Genomic DNA, 26,498 nt, shown 5'->3' with positions numbered 1-26,498 from the left:
TGCACTGTATGATATAGGAAATAAACCAGTTAACACTTGATAATGATTATCAATATCTTTATTATATAAAGATAGAATGAAGTTTTGATGAAAGTCGTGCGTTAAGCCCGTGACTATATATATTGGATAAGGGAAAGGGATGATTCCAAATGTTTCGTCTGAAAACGGCAAATCTGGATATTGCTTATGAAGATCGATTGATTGTAGAAGATCTGAACGTAGAAATACCGCAAGGGAAAATCACAGCCTTGGTGGGCGCAAATGGTTCTGGCAAGTCCACCATTCTGAAGACGATGGCTCGCATCATGAATCCTAAGGGCGGCAGTGTTCTGCTTGACGGTAAATCCATTCATAAGCAATCCACCCGGGAAGTAGCTAAGCAGCTGGCTATTTTGCCACAAAATCCGACTGCACCGGAAGGATTAACCGTGACGGAACTGGTATCTTACGGACGTTTCCCCTATCAAAAAGGTTTTGGTTCTATGAAAGCGGAAGATCGCAAAATGGTGGAGTGGGCCATTCAAGTAACGGGAATGAGCGAGTTCCACGATCGTCCGATTGATCAGCTTTCTGGCGGTCAGCGTCAGCGTGCCTGGATTGCTATGGCGCTTGCGCAGGATACGGATATTTTGTTTCTGGATGAGCCGACGACATTTTTAGATATGGCACATCAACTGGAAGTGCTGCATTTGCTAGAGTATCTAAATACTTCGGAGAAGCGCACCATTGTTATGGTCGTGCATGATTTAAACCATGCCGCCCGGTATGCTCAGCATATGATTGCAATCAAAAAGGGGAAGGCCGAGGCGGTAGGAACTCCAACAGAGGTTATGTCCCCTGATGTGCTGCGTGAGGTGTTCGGGATCGAGGCGGATATTGTAACAGATCCTCGTACGGGTGTACCGCTCTGTCTTCCGTATGCTTTGGCTGGACAGCCTGCGGTGAGCCAAGCAGTAAAAGAAATGAATGTGGAAGATAAGAAACTCGTGGGTTCTGTTGCTGAGCGACGTGATGCTAGAGCACAAGTAGCGGCAAGAGGTTAAAGAGGACATACCATGAAACCACTGGATTACGATCAGCTTGAGCAACTAGCGAAAATAGTGAGGGTCACGCCGGAGGATGCAGTATATTCCGGGCCAGTGGCCGAATGGCTTGAACCAGAGAAGAGCCGCTCTGTGATGGAGTATTACGGCGATCTTCTGCGTGCTGAAGACGATTTAACCGCAGCCGTTTATTTTGTGAACCAGTTGCGTGGTCTCGTGTTTGCACAGCATTTTATGGTGTCACTGTGTGAACGCCGTTTGGATCTGTCCGTATCTAATCTCAGATTTCATATTTGTTATGAAGGTCAATATCCCTCTATTAGCCTCCAGGTCATCGACCTAACAGAGCTGGACAATATGCGGAACAATGGGGATGACCATTCTTCCAAACAGGCTCAGCAAGTGTTACGTGACTTTTACAGTTTGCAGATGCGGCCCATATTGGAGGCAATAGCTGCAGTGGGGAGCGCATCTATTGGGCAAATGTGGGGACAGTTTCCGTTGACATTGCTGTATTTTAAGGATAGAGTACAGCCATCGTTGACTGATCCTCAGGATGTGGAGCGCTTTGAACAAGATTATATTTATGTGACACGTGAGCTGAAGGGAGAGGTATTCGGGCGTAAAAGAAATCCGTTTACGGTTCGTCTCATTGAATTGGACAATCCTTACCGCCCCGGTGAAAATACCTACATGAAACCGTCCTGTTGCCAATATTACAAGACAGGTGGAGGCCAGCGGTATTGTTATGCTTGCCCAAAAATGTCCGCTTCCGAACGCGAAGAACGCAGACTCGAAGTGATGGCATCACGGTAAAGTATCTGCGGATGTTGGCATGTCCGTCACGTTTTGGTTAAAATAGGTTATGTAACCTAAACCAAGCGACACGAAGGAGGATGCTGTATGTCTGTCTATTCACATAATGCCGTAACACCAGCGAATCAGGAGGTTTCTCTGGATACTTACACCGGTAAGGTGCTGGTTATTGCGAATACCGCCAGTAAATGTGGACTTACTCCGCAATATGGGGATTTGCAAAAGCTTTATGACGAATATAAGGATCGAGGATTAGTTGTATTAGGCTTTCCTTGCAACCAATTTGGCGGTCAGGAGCCGGGCAGCAGCGAGGAAGCGGCTGAATTTTGCCAACTGAATTACGGGGTTAGTTTCCCGGTATTCGCCAAAGTGGACGTCAACGGACCGGATACAGCGCCTCTGTTTGAATATTTGAAAAAGCAACAGCCTGGGGAACAGGAAGATGGGACAATTCAGTGGAATTTCACGAAATTCATTGTGAATCGTGAAGGTGTACCTGTGGGTCGTTTTGAACCGAAGGAGTCACCAGAAGCGATGAAAGCAGCCATTGAGCAATTGCTATAGTAGCTTTGCCTTAACTCCAAAGTATATGTTTAAAAAGGTCTGATTTCCTGCGTGTCTCCGGGAAACAGACCTTTTTTTGTTCTCTACATGTGCATTTATTTAAGGGTGGTCGCATCATGTGAAAGTCGACTCCAAGGGCATAATCAGAGGGCTTACAGGGAAAACTGAATGAAGCAAAAAAATATTTCAGCAAACAGTTGATTTTGTATATCCTTTCTTTTTTAAATGTGGACAAATTGTGAATATCACGAAAAGCTATTGTAATGTGAAAAATATCACACTATAATAAGCGCATGAAGTGAAATAAATCACAAACGCAAACGAGCTGGTTACGTGAAACTATTCACAATTATTATACATTTTATGCCCACACACCAAGGAGGAATTTAACATGAAAGTAGCAGTTATCGGATGTACACACGCAGGCACGGCAGCTATCGTCAACACAGCTAAATGTTATCCAGATGCAGAAATTACCGTTTACGAGCGTAATGATAATATTTCATTTTTATCTTGTGGTATTGCGCTGTATGTAGGTGGTGTCGTCAAAGATCCACACGGCCTGTTTTATTCGTCTCCAGATCAACTGTCTGACTTGGGTGTAGTGACCAAGATGCTTCATGAGGTAACGAGTGTGGATACGGCAGGCAAGACGCTACATGCACGTAATCTCCAAACAGGTGAAGAATTTACAGACACATTTGATAAATTAATTGTGACCACAGGATCATGGCCCATTATTCCAAAGCTGGAGGGCATTGAACTTGATCATATTTTGCTCTGTAAAAACTATAATCATTCCAATGATATCATTGAGAAAGCTCAGCACGTACAGAACATTACAGTCGTCGGGGCTGGATACATTGGTGTTGAACTGGTAGAAGCTTTTCAAATGAACGGTAAAAACGTAACGCTGATCGACAGTGCTGATCGTATATTGAATAAGTATTTGGACCATGAGTATACAGACCGGATTGAAAGTTCCCTGAAGGAACATGGCATTAAGCTGGTACTTGGCGAGACGGTGAGTCGTTTTGAGGGTACGAACGGTAAGGTGAGTAAAGTCGTGACCTCTAAAGGAGAATATGAGACAGAGCTTGTTATTCTCTGCATTGGTTTCCGACCTCAAACGGATCTGCTCAAAGGTCAGGTAGATATGTTGCCTAACGGTGCGATCATTGTGGATAACTATATGCAAAGTAGCTGCCCGGACGTGTTTGCAGCAGGTGATAGTTGTGCAATCCGCTATAATCCGACAGGTAAAACGGCTTATATCCCTTTGGCAACCAACGCAGTTCGTATGGGTACGCTGGTAGCACGTAATCTGGTACAACCAACGATTGCCTACATGGGAACCCAAGGAACTTCGGGTATCAAAATTTACGAAGACAATATCGCAGGAACAGGCTTGACGGAAGCGGCGGCAACGGACGAAGGCATGACTGTAGAAGCTGTAACCATTGAGGACAGCTACCGGCCTGAATTTATGCCAACCTCCGAAAAGGTATTACTGAAAGTGGTATATGAGCAGGAGACACGAAGAATTTTGGGGGCTCAAATTATGTCGAAGGTGGATTTGACGCAATCCATTAACACGCTATCCGTAGCCATTCAAAATCATATGACCATTGACCAGTTGGCCTTTGTCGATTTCTTCTTCCAGCCGCATTATAACAAGCCTTGGAATTTCCTGAATGCAGCAGGCTTGCAAGCATTGCCTACAATATCCGAACGGAACCCAGTTACTGTATAATTAGATTTGTCTGTGACATTGTTCATAAGTTTGTCAACAATCTGAGACGTACGGACGAATCCTTATAGTACAATATAGAGTAGCATAAGGATTAGGGGGTAAGTAGCTTATGGGTTTGTTTTATATCCTTTTTCTTGTAGTCGTGGCCCTGGTAGGCCTCGGTGGAGTTATTTGGTTCTTGAGAGCAGTTGAAAAGGAAGAATACAACTAAATGTAAAGCGCGTAGTAGCGCAGTAGATGTAATAATACAGAAAGACAGTCCTTTTTCCAAGGGCTGTTTTTTTATAGTTAAGAAAGTGATTTTTTTCACAAACATAATCACTGATTTTAAATAAAATATGAAAGAAGAATATTTTAGTGAAAAGATATTAAAGGAGCGGGGACATATGGCGAGCTATAAACCGGGGCAAATTGCTGAAAAGACGGTGGAAACAGGAGTGGCCAAGGCGAACAACCCGTGGACTGTGGCGGTGGTACTGGGATTTTTGGCAGGTGCATTTATTGCACTCGGGTTTTTGCTGGATATACGTGTTATTGCAAGTGCGCCTAAAGAATGGGGAAGCATTGCCACCTTTATTGGAGCTGCGGTGTTCCCCGTAGGTCTGGTATTAGTTTTGATCGCCGGCGGGGAATTGCTGACCGGCAATATGATGGCGGTCCCTTTGGCGAGATGGGCAGGACGGATTAAGACAGGAGCCATGCTTCGTAATTTGGCGATTATTACGCTCAGTAATTTTGCAGGTGCGCTATTCGTTGCATTTTTCTTTGGGCATGTGCTGGGTTTGACAGAAACGGGCCCTTACCTGGACAAAGTGGTGGATATGGCAGGACATAAGCTACATGAAAGCTTTTTGCAGTCTTTTATATCGGGTATAGGATGTAACTGGCTCGTAGCACTGGCTGTATGGCTGGCATATAGCACAGACTCTATCGGTGGCAAAATTATGGGGATTTGGTTCCCGACAATGGCCTTTGTCGCTATTGGATTTCAGCACGTTGTTGCCAATATGTTTCTCATTCCGGCGGCTATTTTTGCAGGCCACTTTTCGTGGGCAGATTATGTTATGAACTTCATTCCGGTCTGGCTGGGGAATTTGGTAGGAGGTAGCCTGTTTGTGGCTGGAGCCTACTGGTTGGCCTATTTGAAAAAGCCTCAAACCAACGCACTTCCAGCGAATGAATCTCCAACTACTTCTTCGGTTGCACATCAAATCCGTTAAGTGATCTAGCTTAATTACGGTACTTTAAACAGCAATGAACAAAGCAAATCCGCCATGACAGGCCCGGGGGAACGAAACCTGTCATGGCGGATTTTTTTGGGAGTGGTCCATGATTTGGCATGGAGGATGAGTGTGCTCTCGTCCCATAATGCCTTGATCTCTTTTACCCTCGGTAAGATATGATGAAACAGGATGTCGAAAAAAATTATGATTCTAAAAAAATCCGTTTTGCTCTATGCAGCAGACGGATTTTTTTAATATTTTGGAGAGCGGCTGTGTGGGAAAATCCTTCTCTTGCCATAGGCCAAAGCTGTGGATATGATAAGATCAGTGTAATTTTTGGAAACGGTAACGGAAAGGAGCATCAACACTATGGATCATCGTAATAGCGCGCCTCCTGAGGCCACGCTTCAACAAGACTTACAAATGGGGCAGCGGATGACGGAGCAGCAGGACGGTATCTTTCCAGCTGTATGCCCGTTAGATTGCCCGGATACGTGTGGGCTCCTGCTTCACAAGGAAAATGGAAAGATAGTCAAGGTGACTGGGAACCCGGATCATCCTATTACCAAAGGGGCTATTTGTAACAAAGTTCGCAATATGACGGAGCGGGTATATGATCCTGATCGGGTGCTCTATCCGTTGAAACGTATAGGCCCCAAAGGAGAAGGAAAATTTGAACGTATTAGCTGGGAGGAGGCAGTCGATACCATTACAGGTCGGTTCAAGGAGCTGATACGTATGGACGGACCGGAATCTATTCTCCCCTACAGCTTTTATGGCAATATGGGCGTATTGAGTGTGGATGGAATGGACCGCAGATTTTTTAATGCGCTGGGTTCAAGCCAACTGGATCAGACGATATGTAGCGTGGCAGGGAATGAAGGCTGGGCGTCCGTTATGGGTTTTAAGGGCGGCACCAGCCCGGAGGACACGGAGGATGCAGACCTCATTATTGTGTGGGGTGGAAATGTCATTAGCACCAACATGCATCAGGTCGTTTTGGCTGAGAAAGCACGTAAAAAAGGTGCTAAGGTGGTCGTTATTGACGTTCATCGCAACCGGACGGCGCAATGGGCGGATTGGTTCATTCCGTTATATCCGGGGACGGATACGGCGCTCGCGCTGGGTGTTATGAATGTACTGTTCGCTCAGGGACTGACGGACGACGAATTTTTACATCGCTACACGGTAGGCCATGAGGAACTGCGCGAGCATGTTAAGACATATACACCAGAGCGAGTTTCGCGGATTACCGGCGTACCGGAAGCGGATATCATCCGTTTGGCGGAAATGTACGGAACTGCGCGAGCAGCGTATATCAATATCGGCAATGGGCTTCAGCATCATGATAATGGCGGTATGAACGTACGTGCGGTTACATGCTTGCCTGCGCTTACTGGACAATGGCTGAAGCACGGCGGGGGAGCGTCACGCTCTAATGGCGCTTATGGCAAGTTTAACGGCGCCAATCTGGCGCGTCCTGATCTGCGACAGAATCCGGATGCCCGGGTGATCAACATGAACCGGATCGGAGAAGCGCTGCTACAAAAGGAACAGCCGATTAAGGCGTTATTTGTATACTGCAGTAACCCGGTAGTTGTAGCCCCCGATTCGGAACGGGTGACTGAAGGATTTGGACGAGAGGATTTGTTCACAGTCGTTCATGACCTGTTTCTTACGGATACGGCCCGTTATGCCGATATTGTGCTGCCTGCAGCGTCTTCCTTTGAAGGTACAGACCTATATAAATCCTACTGGCATCACTATGTTCAGATGCAGGAACCCGTCATTGCTCCACTCGGGGAAAGCAAAAGCAATTATGAGCTGTTTAGCCTGCTCGGACGGGCTATGGGCTTTGACGAAGCTGCCTTTACGGAAAGTGAAGAGGACATGATAGTGGGCGCGCTTGATAATTCAACGAACCCTTATCTCAACGGTGTAACTTTGGAAGCCTTAAAGAAGTCACCTTTTGTAAAGCTCGATATGACGCCAAAGGCTACTTATTTGGATCGTTTAACCACGCCTTCAGGCAAGATTGAGTTGTATTCGGAAAAAATGAAACAAGCAGGTCTGCCCGCGATGCCTTTTTATGTGCCGCTGATTGAAGGGTACGACGGAGAGCATCGACCGCAAGCGGACGAGCGGTATCCATTAATGTTTATTTCACCGCCAAACCATAATTTTCTGAATTCTACTTTCGCTAACTTGCCCAAGCATCAGCGACTGGAGCGGGAGCCCTTGCTACAAATTCACCCGGAGGATGCTCAGACAAGGGACATCGCGGATGGGGACCTGGTTACCGTATGGAATGATCGGGGGACGTATGAGCTGAAAGCGAAAGTCACCGATCTAATGCTGCCCGGTACAGTGATTAGTCAGGGATTATGGTGGGAAGGCAAAGGACGCAGACAGCGTGCCAATGTGTTAACCTCTGATCGGCTGTCGGATATGGGACAGGGGGCTACTTTCTTCTCAACGGTGGTGAATGTGAAGCGCCAATGAGATAATGCCTTTTATGGCGTCAGATGCAAAAGGAGAAACAAAAGATATGAAATGGTTGGAGTCTTATCCGAAAGAAGTGAAAGTGTTTCTCGTTGCTAGCCTGATTAATTCCGCTGGAAGTTCCCTGATGTGGCCGTTGGTTAGCATGTATGTGTTTGACGAGCTAAACCGTAGTATGGGAGATGCAGGGATTGCGATTTTAGTGCAATCTCTGGGCGGAATTTTTGGTCAAGTGCTGGGCGGAGCCCTCTATCACCGTATTGGAGCCAAGAAACTGATTGTTGGCTCACTCGCGATGAACGCGCTGGGACTTCTCGCGCTTCCATTTACCAGTGGTCATTGGGTAGCGTTTGTCATCATGATGGGCTTTATCGGCTTTTTTAATGTCGTATCTGTGCCTGCGATTCAGGCCTTTGTAGGTTTTCGTTTCGCTGACCGTCGTGGTGAGCTGTTTAATATTATTTATGTCGCTAACAATATTGGGGTTGCAGTGGGTACGGGATTGAGTGGCGTTCTGGCTGACCTTTCCTATCAGCTCAGCTTCGTGATGAACGGAGTGACTTCTGCGGTATTTGCCGGGTTCTTCTGGTCTTATCTAAGCAGGGTGGATCGGGAAGAGGGAGAAGTGCAGCTCAGTAAGTCCGTGAAAAAAAGAGAGGAAATACCAGCTCGATTGCTGTTTCGTGATACCAGACTGTATCTCTTTGTGGGGTTAGGTTCGCTTTTTTTATGGTTCGGGAATTCAATCTGGAATACAGGAGTGTCTCCCCATATTATTGAGCAGGGCTTGCCTAAAACGATGTATGGATTACTATGGACACTAAATGGTATCCTTATTTTTGCCGCACAACCCATTATTTTTTGGATAAAACGACTGTACGCTCATCACGCTTCAGCGCAAATGACATGGGCCGGAGGATTTTATTTGGCGGCTTATATTGTCATGCTGGGCACACAGAACTATACGGGAATGATATTCGCTATGGTTCTGGCGACCCTGGGAGAAATGCTGATTGCACCTGCCGTTCCAGCATTCCTGTCTGATCATGGAGGTCGGGGTGCACCCTTTTACATTGGGCTTGTGGGGGGCATTGGCGCAGCCGGACGGGTAATGGGGCCTTATATTATGGGGAAGTTGTATGATGGCGGTGGGTTACCGCCTACACTTTGGCTGGCATCAGGCGTAGCGGTGTTGTCGATCCTGTTTTTCGTCCTGCATAGCTGGTTGAACCGTTTCCGGCATCATTCGGATACTTTGGATCCTACGACGTCCAAGGTGGATGCTCCCAGTTCTTAAGTCCTAATAAAAGTGCAGTAATATGCTGTGATTATGGTACAATAGTGACGGATGGTTGTAGTTATTGCTTCAGGAAAGCCTTCACAGGAAGGATTGAAAGGAATTGTTTACAAGTCAACCCTTGACGATACGTCATTCGGAGATGAAGGATGCTCCTGATCTGATTGCGCTGGATGAATTGGTATGGAATGAACGCACGGCTCCCGCTTCATTGTCTTGGAAGTCGCGTGGAGAGTTTCTGCGCAATACGCCTCCGGGCTCTCAACTGGTTGCCATCGAACAGGAAGTACTCTGCGGGTATATTGGATTTCGTCCTCCAACGCTGTTGGCTAGTAACTGTCATGTACTCGAAATAAATATAGCTGTACATCCAGCTTATCATCGCAAAGGTATTGGGACGGCGCTCATGAACTCCATGAAGGACATTGCAGCTGCGGAGGGCATACGTAAGTTGAGTTTGCGTGTACTCTCATGCAACACGGAAGCCCTTATGTTTTATGAAAAAAGCGGTTTCGCGATTGAAGGACGTTTGCATGAGGAGTTTTACATAGCAGGCCAATTCGTAGATGATGTGTTAATGGCCTATTTCTTAAAATAGGCGGGAGGCTACAGACAGCAATTCGGTTGTATGTCCGGCCTAAACCAACAACGCCGCAGACCTGATCAGGTCTGCGGCGTTGTTGTACAATACAATATTACCGAAGTTGCTTCCATTCATTTTGGAGCATACCGTACACTGCGTGGTTCATGTAGCCGTCGGGCAGCAATTCCGCTTCGCGTACAATGCCTTCGAGCACAAAGCCCAAACGTTCCGGAATACCGCGGCTGCGGCGGTTCGTAGTTGCGCAACGGATTTCGACCCGATGCAAGTCCAGCTCCATCAAAGCATATTCAACGAATACGCGGCAGGCGCTAGTCATTAGACCTTGTCCTTCGTACCCGTGTCCAAGCCAATATCCGATGCTAACAGAGCGGTGAGTCCAATTGATCTCATGGTAGCTGATGATGCCAGCAAGCTCGTTGTCTATCCAAATTCCGGCGGTCAGACTACCGTTCTCTGCGGCTTGTTTCAAGGCGCCCTGCACGAACTGCTCTGTGTGGCTGATTTCCGTGGTAGAGTCTACCCATGGAAGCCATTGACGCAGGCGGTCACGGGACATTTCGATCAGCTCAAACAGAGGCTGCACATGCTCCTTGGTGAGCGGCCGAAGGACTGTGCGTTCGTCCAACGCATATGTAAACATGATTGATCCCCTCTTTCACTCGGAAAATCGCTAAACCAGCCAGTCTAGCATTTAATCCCATGCTACCTTATTCTGCGAGAGTCGTCAAAAGGGAGAGGAAGCTTCAAATTCAATAGGTCCCACCCGGAACCGTTCATGCTCGTATACATATTTTAGATCCAAATCCCCTACAAATTCGGTTGGGGATACACTGCCAGATACAGTGGCTTGCAGAGGAAGCTGTTCAGCATCATACATTACGACAGAGCTAAAATCGAGATACTTTGTAAATTGGGCTGGATCATCGTAAAATACGGATGCTTTAGGGTTTATCGTGTGTGTAACACCGTCAATCGTGACAGCAATATGAACCTGGCGGTTGTGGTCACGTAGCTCCACTGAGCTATGTACGCGCTGGGACACAGCATCTACTGCCGATTCGACCGCATATTCTTCCATCGTGCGTGCGTTAACAATATGCAATTCCTGCAATTCGACACCCGTTCCCGAGGCACGTGTGAGGATCACGACGGCTTCACGGACACCATCCCCGTTCACATCCCTGTAAAATAATTGTGGTGCAGTGGAGATATCCGCCGAGCCTGACCATCGGAATGTGCGGCGTTGCTGGCCGATTTCCAGTACAGCTGATTGGAATAATCCCTGTGACGGATTAACGGCATATAAGCGGACGGATGAGTCTTCTGGAGCGCTGGCTAGCGGACGAGATTGTACGGTTTCGTTCACTGGGTCCGATGAAGGATGGCCGGAAGTCATGACGGAAGAGGACAAAAGCATAGACAGCAGGATCACAATGAGTAGCTTAAACACGGGTGGGTCTCCTTTTCCGGGCAAAATAAAAGATATATACACTATAACGAATTTATTTGCCGAAAATGTTAACTCTTTTTCATAACTTGTCACTTTTTTTGCTGAAGAGAGCATAAGGATTTTCATTTTATTGAGTTATGCGGTGTGAAAGGGTATATTTAAGGGAACAGGTTTTACACAGATTATACGGAAGAAAGGTTGATTAGCGTGGAGAAGCCGATCACTCCCCCCAATTTTATTAAAAATGTTATTGAAGAGGATCTACGTACGGGTAAGGTAAAGGAGGTTGTTACACGATTTCCGCCTGAACCAAACGGATATTTGCATATTGGACATGCCAAAGCTATCTGGATCAATTTCTCGTTGGGAGATGAATTCGGAGGACGCACCAACCTGCGTTTTGACGACACCAACCCGGCGAAGGAAGACACGGAATACGTGAACTCCATTCAGGAGGACGTGAAGTGGCTCGGTTATGAATGGGAGGAAAAACATTTTGCCTCCAATTATTTCGAAGAAATGTACAAGCGTGCTATCCTGCTGATCCAAAAGGGTAAAGCCTACGTGGATGATCAAAGCGCGGACCAAATCCGTGTAACTCGTGGCACACTGACCGAACCGGGGCAAAATAGCCCTTATCGGGATCGCAGTGTGGAAGACAATCTGAAGCTGTTTGAAGAGATGCGTGCAGGCAAATACCAAAATGGTGAAAAGGTGCTGCGTGCCAAAATTGATATGGCTTCAGGAAATATTAATTTACGTGATCCGGTTATTTACCGCATTTCACACACAGCACATCATAATACAGGCGACACATGGTGTATCTATCCAATGTACTCCTATGCTCATCCGCTGGAAGATGCGATTGAGGGAGTAACGCACTCGCTCTGTTCGCTGGAATTCGAAGATCAGCGCCCGCTGTATGATTGGGTTGTAGCTGAATGTGAGATGGAAAAGGTACCGCACCAATACGAATTTGGACGGCTGAACCTGGCTCAAACCGTAACCAGCAAGCGTAAGCTCAAGCTTCTGGTCGATGAAAAGCACGTAGATGGTTGGGATGATCCGCGTATGCCGACGATTTCCGGTTTACGTCGTCGCGGCTACACGCCGGAAGCCATCCGCAACTTCGTATATGAGACAGGCATTTCCAAAGCCTACGGAGTCATCGATTTGCAGGTACTGGAGCATTTTGTACGTGAGGATTTGAAGCTTAAGGCACCCCGCACCATGGCAGTTATAGATCCGTTGAAGGTGGTTATCACAAACTATCCTGAAGGACAAGTTGAAATGCTGGAGGCGGAAAACAATACTGAAAATCCGGAACTCGGTACACGTCAAATTCCGTTTTCCCGTGAGATTTATATCGAGCGTGAGGACTTCATGGAAAATCCGCCGAGCAAATACTTCCGTTTGTTCCCTGGTAATGAAGTACGTCTCAAGCATGCTTACTTCATTAAATGTAACGACGTGATTAAGGACGCAGACGGAAATGTAACGGAAATCCACTGTACCTATGATGTAGAAACCAAGAGCGGATCAGGCTTTACTGGACGTAAAGTGAAAGGCACGATCCACTGGGTAGAGGCTACTCAGGCTGTACCTGCCGAATTCCGTTTGTATGAGCCTTTGATTAACGCAGAGAACACGGAAGAGATTGAAGAGGATGCATCGGAAAAAACATTCCTTGACCAATTGAACCCGAACTCTTTGGAAATTGCTCATGGTTATGTCGAGCCGAACATGAAAGAAGCTCAATCACAGGACAAGTTCCAATTTTTCCGTCATGGTTATTTCAGTGTCGATCCGAAGCTTTCCCAACCGGGTAAGCCTGTATTTAACCGTGTTGTATCGTTGAAAAGCTCATTCCAATTGCCTAAGCAATAGGCTGGTGGAAAGTGTGGGAGAGATGGTAGCTTCGTGCGACCAAGTTGAAAAGGAGTCTGCCGTCGGCAGACTCCTTTATTTTACGCATGCACACTCTTTATACATGATCATTGACTTGACGATACTCTATTGTCTTTGCTAACAAGCCAGAAGGGAAGAGGGGATAGCTCATTCCTCTAGTGTTGTTAAGGGGCTTCTTCTATTCGTTTGTGCCCGCTGGCAGTCCTGGCTGATAACCGTTCTTGTACAGCATATACCACATGATAGCGAATCCCGCAGATCCAAGTAGGGCGAAGAACACCCCTGCATGGTACATCATTTCTCCACCAAAGTTCTGGAATAGCCAACCTCCCGCAAAACCTGCTACGATACCGGATATACCACTCCAGGTCAAGGTATATACGGCCTGTCCGGATGATCGGTATGCTGCAGGGGTAAATAGGACGGTCAACTGGGTGCCTACATAGAAGTATCCACCGAAGGTGACGCAATGAAGTGCCTGAATGAACACAATCTGAGTCGGGTCCGTGGCCAAAGCCATCAGTTCCCAACGTAAGGCAAACAGCAAACTGACGAGTGCCAAACAGCCGACCATCACGGTCATTCTTTTCTTCAAGAAGCGATCAAACAGCAAAAATACAATAATTTCGAATACCGATGACATAAAAACAGCAAAACCGAGCATCTGTTTGGACCCACCCAGCTCGGTGATGTACAGGGACATAAAGGCGCTGTTGATCGAATTCGGGATGGATACAAGGATGCCCAATAAAATAAAGGATATAAAGTATCCGTTCATTAAAACACTGCCAAAGCCGCGCAAATGAATGGTTGCTGTCTCCACAGTGCTTTTCAGTGGTGGAATCGACAAGGTGCAGATCAATGCAGCCAGAAGAAGTACCGTAAAGATGGTGGATATGCTGGATATCCCCGTTTGGTCAATAACTATGCCGGCAACTGCTGCTGTCACAGCCCAACCGAAGGAGCCCCATATACGGAATGCGCCAAATTTCCGGTCTGTGCCCTCAATATAGCTGAGAATTAGGCTGTTGCTTTGCGCAAATAAAGGGCTTTGGAAAAAATAAAAACCAATCATCGACACATAAATCATGATATACGTATGGACATGAAACAAAGCTTGTAGCAATAACAAGGTACCTATAATCATAAATAGCAGAATACGTCGGAGGTTACGGCTCCGGTCGCTTGTATAGCCCCAAAAAGGGTTCGCGAATACGGATACAAAAGGCCCGATGGCCATCAGACTCCCGATCTCCAGCTTGTCCATGCCGATATCTTGCAGATACAACGGGAAGAAGCTGGAGAAAATGACCATAGCTCCATATAGAAAAAAATTATACAGTTTTAAGGAATATAGAGGAGTCTCTTGAATTTCTCTCTTTTGCAAGACAAGCCATTCCTTTCTTAGCCCGATAGAGAACTGCGCATCGATGCCGATCTGTGGGGAGGTTCTTTATTCCAATGTATCATGTGTTGAAAGGGTTAACAAACCAATAAATTAACAATTATGTAATAATTATTAGAAGATACTAATTTGATAATGGTTTAAGCAAACTTAAAGATTATTTCGCTATTTTACTAGTTATTGTTTTTGTTGTTCCAAGGGGCGACATGTAGACGAGCTACAGCATTGGAGACTATATATGGTTAGTCCAAGTAAATGTTTGGTTAGTTACAAAATCTTTATTTATAGATAGGTTCTTAAGACCTAAAGTTTATACATAGAATAACCGATACTTAATCCATAATCAGGAGAATTTAGGATTATTTTTTTCTGAATAAAATACATTGTCGCAGATATTACATAAAATCAGAATACTATGCTTCATAAGAAACTATATAGGTTTAATCGACTGGCCTGTATAGTTGGTTTTATGAAATATCCGGGTGGAAAGGGATGGAAAATGGCATTACAGCATCGTAGAGACAATTCCTTGTACCGCCGATTTCCTCGGCTTCTTTTGCTTCAGGCAGGAGAAGGAAGTGAGTTGGTGACTTCTGAAACCAACGAGCCCAATTTAGTACTGACTCGTGAGGGGAAATCATATTATTTGCATGATCTTGAGCAGCCTGGGCGGGAAGCAGAATTATTTATTTCGGGCTTTAAAGAAGTTAAACCTCAAGCGCACGTGATCTTTTTTGGTATAGGACTTGGGTATCATGTCCGTGAATTTCTGCGTAGACACCCGAATACCAGCTTCTCCGTCGTCGAGCCGGACATTGATGTGATGAATACTTTTTTACAGCATCTGAATGAAACCGATTGGCTGGCTGATAAGATGATCGAAGAGGTTATGGTAGGAGGAATGACTGGAGAAACAATCGGTACACTGCATAGGTTGGTTGACCGTGTATCTGGGGTCCTTGTTGTTCCATGGCTCCCGTATCGTTCCTTATTTGCTGCGCAATTAAAGAAATTTAATGAAATATTGTACAAAATGGTCTCTAACAAGAAGGACAAAATGGCTATCAATAACGTGTACGAAAAAAAATGGGCGTTAAACAGTATTCATAATTTCCCTTATATTTTACATAGTTCAAATTTTTTGCACGCGGGCTCAGAGCATATTAGGGACAAGCCAGTCTTAGTAATATCTGCTGGCCCTTCGCTTAACGACGAAATTGAACACCTGCGACATATTCGTGAGCACAATCTTGCTTATCTGTTTACAGTAGGATCGGCAGTGAACACGCTGGTGGAGCATGGCATTTATCCGCACGGCACGTTCAGTTATGACCCGAACGAATACAACGTAAACGTAATTCAAAAGGTGATCGACAAGCGAATTGATTCAATTCCACTTATTTTCGGCAGTACGGTCGGTAAACACACACTCGATCATTATCCAGGTCGTCTTATGCATATCATCATTTCTCAGGATGAACTCTCCAAGCACGTATTGCGGACACCGGAGGGAAATAAACCAACGATTATTAACGATGCTCCTTCAGTAGCGGTCATTGCACTCCAATGTCTGATCCAGATGAAAGCAGACCCTATTGTGTTGGTGGGGCAAAATTTAGCCTATCGGGATGAACAATATTATGCTGAGGGGATTACTCATGCCCAAGGTGTTCCAGCTAGTGCGGATTTGCCGCGTGTAGAAGGCGTTCATGGCCAACAGGTGGTTACACGACATTCTTTTATCAAAATGAAAACAGAGATGGAGTTTTACATTAGTACAGTGAAGGGAACCGAATTTATAAACACAACGCGTGAAGGTGCTGTTATTAAGGGAACATCTTTTCAGAACTTGGAAGAGATCATCCAGACACGGTTAAAAGGTGTTATTGACGACACGTGGCTGCAAACCAGCAGTAATTCGGAATACGATCTCTTGTTTCTGAGGTCACGCATTGAAGAGCTTCAGCGGGAAAAAGAGGTTTTTCAAGCCATTATGGAGCAGATTCATCATGTATTGCTCGGCATCAAACATAAGCTCAGTCTGAAGCAGGCCAATATGCTGAACGAGTCCTTTGGACAGTTTGACGACTTATTTGCCTCATTATTAGGTAATTGTTTTTTCAAAATATATGTTCTGCCTCGCCATCGTATGCGGTATGAGTTTTTGTACAGTAAAATGGACGCCATTCAGAGCAGCAGGAATCCTCTGATCAGAGGGGAACAAATTTTGCTATACTTCGGAGATTTCATATGGAAATGCCAGCAGGATTATATGGAAATCAAGAACGAGATTCATGAATTTCACCGTTCCATTCACACCTAGATAAAAAGGAGCACGTATATGAGCAAGAATAAAAGAAATAAGAATCATGTAAATCGAATGATTAAGGCAGGTGTGCTGACAACACAGGTGCTCAGCCTGGCAAACCCCTATATTTCAGCAGCGTTTGCATCGGAGAGCGTAAGCAGCAATACAACGGAGAATGTGTCGGTGTCAGACGGGTTCATACAAGACGCTCCTTCATCCCGCGTGGTTTCATCAGTCTATATGCAGGCGCAAATGGACGAGCCACCTCATTATGTCTATACATACCCCCGTGAATATGCGCATACGGTCACGCCAGACTTGGGAATGGCATTCAGTGAAGAGGTGCAACTGGGCGCAGGCCATCTGATGGTGCATCAGAAAGATGGAAGTGAAGTGGGAAGAATAAACATAAGTGGGGGAGCGATCACAGGGGGAGATATCCATTTTAGTGGTCGTAATGTGGTGATGAAACTGGACCACCCGCTGGCGGACAGCACCCAGTACTATGTAGAAGTTAGCTCGGGTATGTTTGTAGATAGCGCGGGTCAAGGGACTAACGCGATTTGGGATAAGAATACGTGGAACTTCCAGACAGCAGACACTACCGCGCCGAAGTTGGTAAAGAGAAGAACGCCTGAAGGATTGGAGCTCAGTGGTGCAGGCCAGTATGCAGGCTTTATATTGGAGTTCAATGAGCCGATGAAGTGGAACCAAGGCTATGTAAGGCTTCACGAAGCCTCAGGTGGGGCAGTGGTTCGTGAACTGCGAGTATCCGGTGCAGGGAATTTAAACAGTACGCTAGAAGGACATGATAATGTAGTCGAATTTATGCTATCAGGCGGGCTGGAGGAAGGAAAGTCTTACTATCTGGAAATCACCTCGGGAGCCCTAACGGATTTGGCAATGAATCCGTATGTGGGTACGCGTATTCCAGAGGAGTGGACGTTCCGCGTGCAAGATGAGAGACCCTATTATACCTATATGTCCCCCCACGGAAATATGTGGACGCTCACACCGGAGTTGGGAATGGCATTCAGTGAAGAGGTGCAACTGGGCACAGGTCATCTGGTGGTGCACCAGAAGGATGGAAGTGAAGCGGGTCGGATTAACGTGAGCGGTGGTACAGTCGTAGGTGGCACGGTACATATCAGTGGTCAGCATGTGCGCATGGAACTGGATCATCCACTGGCAGATAGCACCCAGTATTATGTGGAGGTCAGCTCGGGTATGTTTGTAGACCGTGCGGGTCAGGGGTCAAATGCGATTTGGGACAAGAACATGTGGAACTTCCAGACAGCAGACACCACCGCGCCGAAGTTGGTAAAGAGAAGAACACCTGAAGGATTGGAACTCAGTGGTGCAGGCCAGTATGCAGGCTTTATATTGGAGTTCAATGAGCCGATGAAGTGGAACCAAGGCTACGTAAGGCTTCACGAAGCCTCAGGTGGGGCAGTGGTTCGCGAACTACGAGTATCCGGTGCAGGAAATTTAAACAATACGCTAGAAGGACATGATAATGTAGTCGAATTTATGCTATCAGGTGGGCTAGAAGAAGGAAAGTCGTACTATCTGGAAATCACCTCGGGAGCATTGACGGATTTGGCAATGAATCCGTATGTGGGTACGCGTATTCCAGAGGAGTGGACGTTCCGCGTGCAAGATGAGAGACCCTATTATACCTATATGTCCCCCCACGGAAATATGTGGACGCTCACACCGGAGTTGGGAATGGCATTCAGCGAAAAGGTCCAACTAGGCACAGGCCATCTGGTGGTGCACCAGAAGGATGGAAGTGAAGCGGGCCGGGTTAACGTGAGCGGAGGTACAGTCGTAGGTGGCACGGTACATATCAGTGGTCAGCATGTGCGGATGGAACTGGATCATCCACTGGCGGATAGTACCCAGTACTATGTGGAGGTCAGCTCGGGTATGTTTGTAGACCGTGCGGGTCAAGGTACCAATGCGATTTGGGACAAGAACATGTGGACCTTCCAGACAGCAGACACTACCGCGCCGAAACTGGTGAAAAAGAGATCACCGGAAGGGTTGGAGCTCAGTGGAGTAGGCACGTATGCCGGTTTTATGCTGGAGTTCAATGAGCCCATGAAGTGGAACCAAGGCTATGTAAGACTCCATGAAGCCTCAGGTGGGGCAGTGGTTCGCGAACTGCGAATATCGGGTGCAGGAAATTCGAATTTTACGTTAAAAGGCGAGGAAAATATAGCGTACATTGAGCTATCAGGTGGGTTGGAAGAAGGAAAGTCGTACTATCTGGAAATTACCTCGGGGGCGCTAACAGATTTGGCAATGAATCCGTATGTGGGGATGCATACTCCAGAGGAATGGGCGTTCCGCGTACGAGATGAGCGCTCACATCGTTCTAAGGATAAAGAAACGTCAGCTCAGGATACCTCGTCAGCGGCTTCCCCAACAGAGACTAAGACTGGTGTCCTATTAACAGACGCTAAGAGGGTAACTGATAAGAGCCACACTATTCAACTTATTGGTTTGAATGATGGGGACGCCAGCCAAGCCCTGAATGTTACAAATGTTGACCAGAAAGAACTGATAGTTGATGCCTCGGGATACAGCAAAGCAGCAAAAGTAAGTATACCTTCTGACTTTTTAAAGGAATATGAGAGAGAAAATACAAAGGTGCCGATTAGTATTCACACGGCAGTAGCTCAGTTTACTCTTTCTGCTGAATTGGTTGGCAAACTGGCCTCATTATATCCTGAAGACAACCTAATCGTTGAAATTTCAGCGTTGACAGGCGAAAACAGTGCACAAGTAAGGCAGGCTATTGCTGACAGGGGTTTAGCGAATGTTGTGGTAAACCCGGTTGATTTCAAGCTTATGGCTGGAGATCAAGAGATCACTGAATTTTTTGGGCACTATGTGGAGCGAAAATTGATTGTGGATCATGAAGTTGATCCTGAGCATGTAGCGGCCGTATGGTTTGATCCTCAGACAGGTGTGTTGTCATCTGTTCCCGTATTGATTCGGAATGTAAATGGACTAACAGAGGCAATTATCAAATCAAATCATAACAGCATTTATGCTGTAGTCTCAGCAGACAAAAAGTTTAAGGATCTGGAGAATCATTGGGCACGAAAAGATGTCGAGATGCTGGCAAATAGGCTAATTGTCAAAGGCGTCCAGCCTGATATTTTTGAACCAAATCGGGCTGTAACAAGAGCTGAATTTGTGGCAATGCTTGTTCGCGGACTTGGTATGCAGGAGAAGCCGTTAACAGAGCCTTTTACAGATGTGAAAGAAAATGCCTGGTATGCTGGTAGTGTTGGAGCTGCGGTGGAAGCTGGTTTGATTCGTGGTTATGGGAATCAGTCATTTGAGCCAGAAAAGGTGATTACGCGTGAGGAGATCGCGGTCATTGCTGAAAAGGCTGCACATTACGCTCAGACTCTAAATGCCAGTCCTTCTAGTGAGAAATATAAAGAGGTTTACAGCGATGCATCTACTGTTTCTCCTTGGGCTCAAGATGCTATGGCGCAGGCTACAGAGCAAGGCTTAATTAAGGGTGTCTCTCCCGACTTGCTTGCGCCCAAACAGCAGGCGGCCCGGGCGGAGGCTACTTCCATAATAAAACGATTTTTGCAACTTATTAAGTTCACGAATTAAAAGTAACGAACTAGACGAATAGGCACCCTCTTTTTTGGCGATCCAGGTGGATCGCCATTTTTTATACTTTATATAGATGATATTATTAGATTTATTCGTGTTAATGATAGAGTTTGTCTAGCAAAAAGGAGGTGCGATGGTGATGGTGGAGGTGACTGGAATTATCGTGGCAGGTGGGCGCTCTAGCAGAATGGGACAGGACAAGGCGCTGCTTCAGCTGGGAGGGGTTACGGTACTGGAGAGAATAGCCGCTGTGTTGGGGCAGGTAGCAAAACGGGTTATTGTAGTGACCCGGGATACGCAACAGTATAGGGAGCTTGATCTGGAAACGACAAAAGACCTGTATCCCGGCTTAGGGCCTTTGAGCGGCATTCATGCGGGACTTTCTGCTTCCAGAACGGAGTGGGGCATTGTCGTTGCCTGCGATATGCCCTTTGTGCAGCCAGAGATATTGTGTGCTTTGCTTACTCACGCAACGAACTGGGCAGCGGCGCAAGAGACAAATAGTGAACAAGGAAAGCAACAAGTGCAAGGAGATCATACAACCTTGAGGGGAAAAGTCTCATCGCCCCAGCCAGCAGAACCAGCATTACAGGCAGTGATCGCCTCTGTGGATGGACGTATACATCCGCTGCTAGGCATATATCATCAAAGTGTGTTGCCGTCTGCCGAGCAATGTCTGCGTAGTGACCGTCTTCGTTTGATCGACTGGTTAGATTCATTGAACGTTCGTTATGAGATAGCGGGCAATTGGCCAGGTGCGAGCTTAGAGATGTGGCGGCAAGCTGTGTTTAATATGAACTACCCGCAAGATTATCAGACTACAGTGGAGCAATTGGAGCATATACAAAAACGTACCGAACGTGCACAGAACCTGGAAAAACCAGAACGATAACCACATCAAGAACGGAAGGAAATAACAGGAGATGAGAGAGAAGAAGTGTAATGATTTTGAGGGGAGTACATAACATGCTGGAAGCTATTATCCATGCTGTTTTATTGGCATTGGGATTGATTTTGCCTTTGGGGGTACAAAATGTATTTGTGTTTAATCAGGGGGCGTCTCAGTCGCGGTTTCGCAATGCACTGCCTGCTGTCATTACAGCGGGTGTCTGTGACACAATCCTGATCACGCTTGCGGTTGGGGGCGTGTCCCTTATTTTGCAGCAATTTCTATGGCTCACGAACGTACTCTATGCGGCGGGCTGTTTGTTTCTGCTGTATATGGCCTGGACTTTATGGAGATCGAAGGCGGCTTCCTCGGGAGAAAGTCAGGCGATGCGGCCGAAACGCCAGATGATTTTTGCCGCTTCGGTATCGCTATTGAATCCACATGCCATACTCGACACGGTTGGCGTAATTGGAACCAGTTCCCTTCAATATGACGGCGGGGAACGCTGGGCCTTTGGTCTGGCCGCCGTGTCCGTATCTTGGATATGGTTTATCGGTCTGGCAACGGCGGGGCGTCTCGTGGGACGTATGGATTCGGAAGGGAAGTTTGGGACTGTGCTCAACAAAATATCGGCACTGATTATTTTAGGCTTGGCTATTTACATGGCGATAAATTTCATTACTGGTATGTGATCCAAACCTGGTTAGAAGAAAAAATTCAATACAGCGAATACCCCGCTCAAAGCAAAGGGAACACCGATCAAAAACAGCATAAAGGCCAGACAGCCTGCACCATTTACACCGCCTGCAATTCGGGCGTCTCGAGGGTTAGATGGATTGTATAATACCTTGATCTTGCTGCCAACTCGGTTAAGGCTTAGGTTGGTGCTATAAGGATTCCAGAATTCTACGGCTTCACCTGAAGTTGTATAGAAGCGCACCTTTAATCGGCGGGTGTAGCTAGTATCTATTGGATCGTCTCGGTCAAAGGGAACGACATCAATGTCTACTTCGATATGCGCATCTACGATTTGCCCTTTGGTACGGACCCAGCGGCGTTTGCGATAACGATGACGACGGATCGTTCTGAATCCAAAATAGATGAGTAGCAGTCCAATCAAGCTGAACAATGGCATCAGCAGATCGGAGCTAAAATGAAACCAATACACATTGAAATCAATTGAGATGATAATCTACTCCTTTAAACAAAGCGATAATTAATATATCGGATGTTTTTTAGGAACAGTTTAATTCTTCCATAGAGATAACGACAGAGCTGTATGGAATATAAAAAGATCCTACTTCACCGGGAAGTGGATCTTTTTAATAGCTATGAGAATTACTTATTGCTAGATAAGGACATATCAAAATCAACATCCTCGATAAATTCGATAACCTCACCATTGGGGCTGTGGACTAATGCATTTGTTACAACTAGAGGAGGTTCGCCAAGTGTAAGCTGATTGGGTTCCACAAAGGTTCTTGCTCCGTGGGCAAGGGCTTTTTGATATATTTCATCCACATTGTCTACGTAAAATGCCAAGTGTAATAAAGCCCCGTGGGCAATCTCTTGCTCGGATGCAGCTTTTTTTCCTTGGGCAGGAATGACAGCATCATTATCAAAAATTTCGAGACAGGTTCTCTGATCGGGTGAGATCAGCATGGAAGCCTCTTGAATTCGAAAAGACGGAAGACTCCAGTGATGTCCTCTTTTAAATCCCAATACCTTGGTATAAAATGCAATGGTCGCTTGATAGTCACGGGCTTGTATGGCAACATGCGCTAGTCCCTTCACACTCATTTCAGATCCTCCTTTTGATTCAGGATTTTGCAAAATTCGATTCCAGTCGCTCCGAAGTGCAATATATAGACGAACTAAACCATTTCGATCTATATATTGTTCATTGGAAGTCGCTTATGAGATTTTTGCAAAATCCTCATGTAAGTGAACCTTATTATATAAATAATGATGTGGTGCTTACATATTTAAAGTAAGGCTTTTATACTATATTTATTATTAAATAAAAGTTAATTTAGATGAAAAATGTTATTTTTTAAAATTCAGGTCAGGAGGGGCTCGATATGCAGCATCACATAGACGATATAGATCACAAAATCATGAAATTGCTACAGCATGATGCTCGGATAACTATTTCCCAAATCAGTAAAGAAATTTCGATGTCACAGCCGTCTGTTAAAGAAAGGATAATCAAGCTTGAAGAACGAGGGATTATTTCGGGATATAGTACCGTATTTAATTTACGGGAACTGAATCGAGGAACGACTACATTTATTCTAATAAAGACAGAACATTGCCAAGAGTTAGTTGAATTTTGTAGAGAGGCTAAGGAAGTTACCGATTTATTTCGCATCAGTGGGGAATTTAATTATCTCATTAAGGTACAAACCGCGTCGGTAGAGGAAATTGCAGAGCTTCAGGATTCATTAGTTAAGCTGGGGCCTTCGAAGTCGCATATTTGTATGAAAAATATACTGGAAAACAGGGTTTTGCTGTAAGCAAATCGAAAACCCACATTTGGAATATAGAGCATTCGGAATAACTGTATTTGTGAAATGAAGATAAGCGAATGCTTGGATGAAATAAAAAAAATGACGCTGAATTACAACAGCGTCACCATAATGTTCTGCTCCAGGCGCTTCACGTCCTGGAGCTCGATTTTCCCGGCCATGGCGTGCAGAGCTGCCGCTGTGCCGCAGGCCGCTCCCAGGCGTAGCATGGCAGGGAGATCCAGCCCCGTAGCCGCGCCGGTGACCAGCCCGGCGACCATGGCGTCACCGCTGCCGAGCGCGCTGACAATGTCCGCGTCTGACAGGCTCACGCGGTAGCGCGCATCGCTCGTTACCGCCAGCGCCCCGTGCGCACCAAGCGAGATGACGGCCAGCTGCGCTCCAGCTTCCAGCAGCTTTGATGCCGCTGCTTCAGCGGCATCCGGGCGCGCGGCGTCAATTTCCGCGAAGCGAGCAGCCTCGTCCTCGTTAGGCTTCACGAGGTCGGGCTTTCCGCGCAGCCCCAAGCGCAGCGCCTCACCGCTCGCGTCCAGCGCTACCCGCGCGCCGCGCGCCTTCGCCAGCGTGCACAGCTCGGCGTACAGATCGGGCGGGCAGCCGGGTGGCAGGCTGCCGGAGAGGACGACCCAAGCCGAATCCTCGGCAAGGGTCTCGATTTTGCGCCGCAGTGCGGCTAATTCAAGCGGCCCAACGGTCGGTCCGCTCTCAATCAGCTCGGTCTGCGTGCGCGCGGACGGGTCGAGCACGGTAATGGCGAGACGGGTCTCCCCATGTGCCGTTTCAATGAAATCGGCGCTTACGCCTTCTGCGCTCAACCCGTCAATGAGCAGCCGTCCGGTGTGTCCGGCAGCAAACCCGGTCGCTCGTACAGGCTCGCCTAGCGAGCGGATGACGCGGGCGGCATTCACGCCCTTGCCACCCGGCACCGTCAGGCCGCCTTCCATGCGGTGGACGGCATTCAAACCGAAGCCTGCAACCGTGTAGATTTTATCCACAGCCGCGTTAAGCGTTACGGTGGTAATCACAAGGCGTCACTCCTTTAAGATCAGCAATTCGCAATATTTGATGCCATTCGCTCATGCTAAGATATCAGCTTTAATCCCAATGCTGCGGCAAGAATCATGGCGATGAATAAAACACGCAGTACGCTTTTTTGTTCACCGTACAAGAACATGCCTGTAATTGTGCTGCCAACCGTCCCGATGCCTGTCCATACGGCATAGGAGGTGCCCATAGGCAAACTTTTCATGGCATAGCTGAGTAGAGAGAAGCTAAGAACAAAGGATAGGACCATAAGCACTAAGGACTTCCAGCCTTTGCCCACCGTAACTCCCTTCATACCGATGACTCCTAACACTTCCGAGCACCCCGCGATAACCAATGCAATCCAAGCCATTATGCGCCACTCCCTTCCTGAACATCACGGTCGGTAACTAACTTCAGGCCGACCACACCTGCCAGCAAAAGGGCGATTAATAGCGTTTTGGACCATTGAAACGGTTCCCCGAATAGCAGCATTTCACCTACGACCGTTCCCCCTGTCCCCAGTCCAGTAAATACAGCATATACCGTGCCTACAGGCAAACGCTTCGCAGCCTTCATGATCAAATAAAAGCTGGCCACCACAGCCAGCACGGTTACAGCCCAGGCGAGTATAGAATCCGCATGCTTTAAACCCGATACCCATACGACCTCAATCAGGCCTCCAACAAAAACGTAAATCCAACTGCGATTCATGATGAATGTTCTCCTCAAAAATAAATTTTATAAGTTCGACGGCTTCACGCTTCATGAGGTGAAGTTAACGTAATCCCACGCCAAAAAATAGGCCATGCAGCGTTCAGTCTCCGGTGGTAATTGATGCTTCCACTGTACAGGAGCTCCACCATGACCCCGTCCACCAGTGTCATGTAAGCCAAAGCCACATCCACGGGCTCCATATGCCCAAAGGGTTCCCGATCCCGTGTATTCCGGAGGCGGCGAGTTAATTTTCGCTCCATTTTATCCAGAAAAGGATTAACAATATCCAGCACCTCGTGATACAACGATACAGGCGGAAAGAAGGAAAAACGAAGCATAAACTTGGCTGAGTCGTTGCTCTCATATTCCTGTCCCATCCAAAACAAGAAGTCATGCAGGGTATGCTTAAGCGGCTGATCTTTACGTTCCGTAAAGTATTCGAAAATACGTAAATTCTGCTCTTGAAAAGCGTACCTAGCCACCTGTAGAAACAGATCCTCCTTGCCTTGGAAATGCGCGTATATAGACGGTTTTCGGATACCAACCTCAGCGGCAATACTGCTCAAGGAGGCTCCCTCATACCCATTGGTGGCAAATTGAAAAAGAGCGGCCTTTCGAATCTCTTCCATCCCCATTATTGTCACCTACCTAACGTTCGTTAGTTTATTCTTGCACGAAAAAAAGTAAGTGTCAACCCAGCATCATTGCGTTTTGTATAAAGCTTTTCTTTGGATTTTTTTTATCAACATTTTAATAAAAAAGTGGGAAGAAATAAGAGGCTCATGTACAATATAATGAAGAATACTTGTCAAATGCAGTCCAC

General features: G+C 46.6%; 23 protein-coding genes. 14 read left to right on the top strand and 9 right to left on the bottom strand.

Going from position 1 to position 26,498, the window contains the following annotated elements:
• The first annotated feature begins 149 nt into the window (after positions 1-149).
• The 8 genes from MHI21_RS23585 to MHI21_RS23550 all read left to right on the top strand — a co-directional run bounded on the left by MHI21_RS23585 (position 150) and on the right by MHI21_RS23550 (position 9,796).
• On the top strand, positions 150-1,043 hold the full coding sequence (locus MHI21_RS23585) for an ABC transporter ATP-binding protein (RefSeq protein WP_039271609.1): 894 nt from the start codon (positions 150-152) through the stop codon (positions 1,041-1,043).
• A gap of 12 nt (positions 1,044-1,055) precedes the next feature.
• Positions 1,056-1,859 (top strand): hypothetical protein, encoded by an 804-nt coding sequence (locus tag MHI21_RS23580; RefSeq protein WP_342418998.1) that lies wholly within the window; start codon positions 1,056-1,058, stop codon positions 1,857-1,859.
• Between the two features lie 87 nt (positions 1,860-1,946).
• Positions 1,947-2,423 (top strand): glutathione peroxidase, encoded by a 477-nt coding sequence (locus MHI21_RS23575; RefSeq protein ID WP_039271605.1) that lies wholly within the window; start codon positions 1,947-1,949, stop codon positions 2,421-2,423.
• A gap of 391 nt (positions 2,424-2,814) precedes the next feature.
• The gene (locus tag MHI21_RS23570) at positions 2,815-4,176 is read left to right on the top strand and encodes an FAD-dependent oxidoreductase (RefSeq protein WP_069290565.1); all 1,362 of its coding nucleotides are present in this window, start codon (positions 2,815-2,817) and stop codon (positions 4,174-4,176) included.
• Between the two features lie 386 nt (positions 4,177-4,562).
• Positions 4,563-5,396: a formate/nitrite transporter family protein gene (locus MHI21_RS23565; protein WP_165177793.1), complete on the top strand. Its 834-nt coding sequence runs from the start codon at positions 4,563-4,565 to the stop codon at positions 5,394-5,396.
• Between the two features lie 372 nt (positions 5,397-5,768).
• Positions 5,769-7,901 carry a molybdopterin oxidoreductase family protein gene (locus MHI21_RS23560; protein WP_342418997.1) on the top strand — a complete coding sequence of 711 codons (2,133 nt, stop codon included), beginning with the start codon at positions 5,769-5,771 and terminating at the stop codon, positions 7,899-7,901.
• A gap of 46 nt (positions 7,902-7,947) precedes the next feature.
• Entirely contained in the window at positions 7,948-9,198 is a 1,251-nt protein-coding gene (locus MHI21_RS23555) for an MFS transporter (RefSeq protein WP_342418996.1), read from the top strand.
• 103 nt (positions 9,199-9,301) lie between these two features.
• A complete protein-coding gene (locus MHI21_RS23550) occupies positions 9,302-9,796 on the top strand; it encodes a GNAT family N-acetyltransferase (protein ID WP_039271600.1) in 495 nt (164 codons plus the stop codon).
• 97 nt (positions 9,797-9,893) lie between these two features.
• Here the strand turns inward: MHI21_RS23550 and MHI21_RS23545 are convergent, their stop codons facing one another.
• Positions 9,894-10,442, bottom strand: coding sequence for a GNAT family protein (locus MHI21_RS23545; protein ID WP_028540721.1), 549 nt, complete (start codon positions 10,440-10,442; stop codon positions 9,894-9,896).
• 84 nt (positions 10,443-10,526) lie between these two features.
• Positions 10,527-11,252: a hypothetical protein gene (locus MHI21_RS23540; RefSeq protein ID WP_039271598.1), complete on the bottom strand. Its 726-nt coding sequence runs from the start codon at positions 11,250-11,252 to the stop codon at positions 10,527-10,529.
• 207 nt (positions 11,253-11,459) lie between these two features.
• On the opposite strand from MHI21_RS23540, the gene MHI21_RS23535 reads away from it, so the two are divergent.
• Positions 11,460-13,139: a glutamine--tRNA ligase/YqeY domain fusion protein gene (locus MHI21_RS23535; RefSeq protein ID WP_342418995.1), complete on the top strand. Its 1,680-nt coding sequence runs from the start codon at positions 11,460-11,462 to the stop codon at positions 13,137-13,139.
• A 199-nt stretch (positions 13,140-13,338) separates the two neighbouring features.
• Here MHI21_RS23535 and MHI21_RS23530 read toward each other — a convergent pair whose 3' ends face one another.
• Positions 13,339-14,547 (bottom strand): MFS transporter, encoded by a 1,209-nt coding sequence (locus tag MHI21_RS23530; RefSeq protein WP_342418994.1) that lies wholly within the window; start codon positions 14,545-14,547, stop codon positions 13,339-13,341.
• A 517-nt stretch (positions 14,548-15,064) separates the two neighbouring features.
• On the opposite strand from MHI21_RS23530, the gene MHI21_RS23525 reads away from it, so the two are divergent.
• The 4 genes from MHI21_RS23525 to MHI21_RS23510 all read left to right on the top strand — a co-directional run bounded on the left by MHI21_RS23525 (position 15,065) and on the right by MHI21_RS23510 (position 22,099).
• Positions 15,065-16,888 (top strand): 6-hydroxymethylpterin diphosphokinase MptE-like protein, encoded by a 1,824-nt coding sequence (locus tag MHI21_RS23525; protein WP_165177783.1) that lies wholly within the window; start codon positions 15,065-15,067, stop codon positions 16,886-16,888.
• An 18-nt stretch (positions 16,889-16,906) separates the two neighbouring features.
• Positions 16,907-20,515, top strand: coding sequence for an Ig-like domain-containing protein (locus MHI21_RS23520; protein WP_341162890.1), 3,609 nt, complete (start codon positions 16,907-16,909; stop codon positions 20,513-20,515).
• Positions 20,516-20,657: 142 nt separating this feature from the next.
• Positions 20,658-21,410 (top strand): molybdenum cofactor guanylyltransferase, encoded by a 753-nt coding sequence (locus MHI21_RS23515; protein ID WP_342420240.1) that lies wholly within the window; start codon positions 20,658-20,660, stop codon positions 21,408-21,410.
• Positions 21,411-21,484: 74 nt separating this feature from the next.
• Positions 21,485-22,099, top strand: coding sequence for a LysE/ArgO family amino acid transporter (locus MHI21_RS23510; protein WP_165177779.1), 615 nt, complete (start codon positions 21,485-21,487; stop codon positions 22,097-22,099).
• 11 nt (positions 22,100-22,110) lie between these two features.
• Here the strand turns inward: MHI21_RS23510 and MHI21_RS23505 are convergent, their stop codons facing one another.
• Both MHI21_RS23505 and MHI21_RS23500 read right to left on the bottom strand, forming a co-directional pair.
• Positions 22,111-22,575 carry a DUF3592 domain-containing protein gene (locus tag MHI21_RS23505; RefSeq protein WP_342418993.1) on the bottom strand — a complete coding sequence of 155 codons (465 nt, stop codon included), beginning with the start codon at positions 22,573-22,575 and terminating at the stop codon, positions 22,111-22,113.
• A 170-nt stretch (positions 22,576-22,745) separates the two neighbouring features.
• Complete coding sequence (locus tag MHI21_RS23500; RefSeq protein WP_165177775.1) at positions 22,746-23,207, bottom strand: VOC family protein; 462 nt, start codon at positions 23,205-23,207, stop codon at positions 22,746-22,748.
• A 281-nt stretch (positions 23,208-23,488) separates the two neighbouring features.
• On the opposite strand from MHI21_RS23500, the gene MHI21_RS23495 reads away from it, so the two are divergent.
• Entirely contained in the window at positions 23,489-23,923 is a 435-nt protein-coding gene (locus MHI21_RS23495) for an Lrp/AsnC family transcriptional regulator (RefSeq protein WP_341162893.1), read from the top strand.
• Between the two features lie 104 nt (positions 23,924-24,027).
• Here the strand turns inward: MHI21_RS23495 and MHI21_RS23490 are convergent, their stop codons facing one another.
• From MHI21_RS23490 to MHI21_RS23475, 4 genes are read right to left on the bottom strand one after another with little or no spacing between them, the layout of a single operon-like run.
• Positions 24,028-24,960, bottom strand: coding sequence for a 1-phosphofructokinase family hexose kinase (locus tag MHI21_RS23490; RefSeq protein WP_342418992.1), 933 nt, complete (start codon positions 24,958-24,960; stop codon positions 24,028-24,030).
• A 56-nt stretch (positions 24,961-25,016) separates the two neighbouring features.
• A complete protein-coding gene (locus MHI21_RS23485) occupies positions 25,017-25,331 on the bottom strand; it encodes a multidrug efflux SMR transporter (RefSeq protein ID WP_013312355.1) in 315 nt (104 codons plus the stop codon).
• Positions 25,331-25,672, bottom strand: coding sequence for a multidrug efflux SMR transporter (locus MHI21_RS23480; protein ID WP_013312354.1), 342 nt, complete (start codon positions 25,670-25,672; stop codon positions 25,331-25,333). The genes MHI21_RS23485 and MHI21_RS23480 overlap by 1 nt, the downstream gene beginning before the upstream one ends.
• 44 nt (positions 25,673-25,716) lie before the next feature.
• On the bottom strand, positions 25,717-26,310 hold the full coding sequence (locus MHI21_RS23475; RefSeq protein ID WP_322155121.1) for a TetR/AcrR family transcriptional regulator: 594 nt from the start codon (positions 26,308-26,310) through the stop codon (positions 25,717-25,719).
• Positions 26,311-26,498: the final 188 nt, after the last annotated feature.

It is taken from the genome of Paenibacillus sp. FSL H8-0168, from assembly GCF_038592955.1.
Classification (GTDB): Bacteria; Bacillota; Bacilli; order Paenibacillales; family Paenibacillaceae; genus Paenibacillus; species Paenibacillus polymyxa_B.
Note: the sequence above shows the minus strand (reverse complement) of the source record. Positions and strands in the feature narration are given on the sequence as shown.

Bases quoted from the DNA above. Each gene is read 5' to 3' on its own strand.
- MHI21_RS23565 (WP_165177793.1), top strand. From the start codon at position 4,563: ATGGCGAGCTATAAACCGGGGCAAATTGCTGAAAAGACGGTGGAAACA.
- MHI21_RS23555 (WP_342418996.1), top strand. From the start codon at position 7,948: ATGAAATGGTTGGAGTCTTATCCGAAAGAAGTGAAAGTGTTTCTCGTT.
- MHI21_RS23500 (WP_165177775.1), bottom strand. From the start codon at position 23,207: ATGAGTGTGAAGGGACTAGCGCATGTTGCCATACAAGCCCGTGACTAT.
- MHI21_RS23560 (WP_342418997.1), top strand. From the start codon at position 5,769: ATGGATCATCGTAATAGCGCGCCTCCTGAGGCCACGCTTCAACAAGAC.
- MHI21_RS23585 (WP_039271609.1), top strand. From the start codon at position 150: ATGTTTCGTCTGAAAACGGCAAATCTGGATATTGCTTATGAAGATCGA.
- MHI21_RS23545 (WP_028540721.1), bottom strand. From the start codon at position 10,442: ATGTTTACATATGCGTTGGACGAACGCACAGTCCTTCGGCCGCTCACC.
- MHI21_RS23570 (WP_069290565.1), top strand. From the start codon at position 2,815: ATGAAAGTAGCAGTTATCGGATGTACACACGCAGGCACGGCAGCTATC.
- MHI21_RS23510 (WP_165177779.1), top strand. From the start codon at position 21,485: ATGCTGGAAGCTATTATCCATGCTGTTTTATTGGCATTGGGATTGATT.
- MHI21_RS23575 (WP_039271605.1), top strand. From the start codon at position 1,947: ATGTCTGTCTATTCACATAATGCCGTAACACCAGCGAATCAGGAGGTT.
- MHI21_RS23480 (WP_013312354.1), bottom strand. From the start codon at position 25,672: ATGAATCGCAGTTGGATTTACGTTTTTGTTGGAGGCCTGATTGAGGTC.
- MHI21_RS23515 (WP_342420240.1), top strand. From the start codon at position 20,658: ATGGTGGAGGTGACTGGAATTATCGTGGCAGGTGGGCGCTCTAGCAGA.
- MHI21_RS23580 (WP_342418998.1), top strand. From the start codon at position 1,056: ATGAAACCACTGGATTACGATCAGCTTGAGCAACTAGCGAAAATAGTG.
- MHI21_RS23475 (WP_322155121.1), bottom strand. From the start codon at position 26,310: ATGGGGATGGAAGAGATTCGAAAGGCCGCTCTTTTTCAATTTGCCACC.
- MHI21_RS23525 (WP_165177783.1), top strand. From the start codon at position 15,065: ATGGCATTACAGCATCGTAGAGACAATTCCTTGTACCGCCGATTTCCT.
- MHI21_RS23485 (WP_013312355.1), bottom strand. From the start codon at position 25,331: ATGGCTTGGATTGCATTGGTTATCGCGGGGTGCTCGGAAGTGTTAGGA.
- MHI21_RS23495 (WP_341162893.1), top strand. From the start codon at position 23,489: ATGCAGCATCACATAGACGATATAGATCACAAAATCATGAAATTGCTA.
- MHI21_RS23520 (WP_341162890.1), top strand. From the start codon at position 16,907: ATGAGCAAGAATAAAAGAAATAAGAATCATGTAAATCGAATGATTAAG.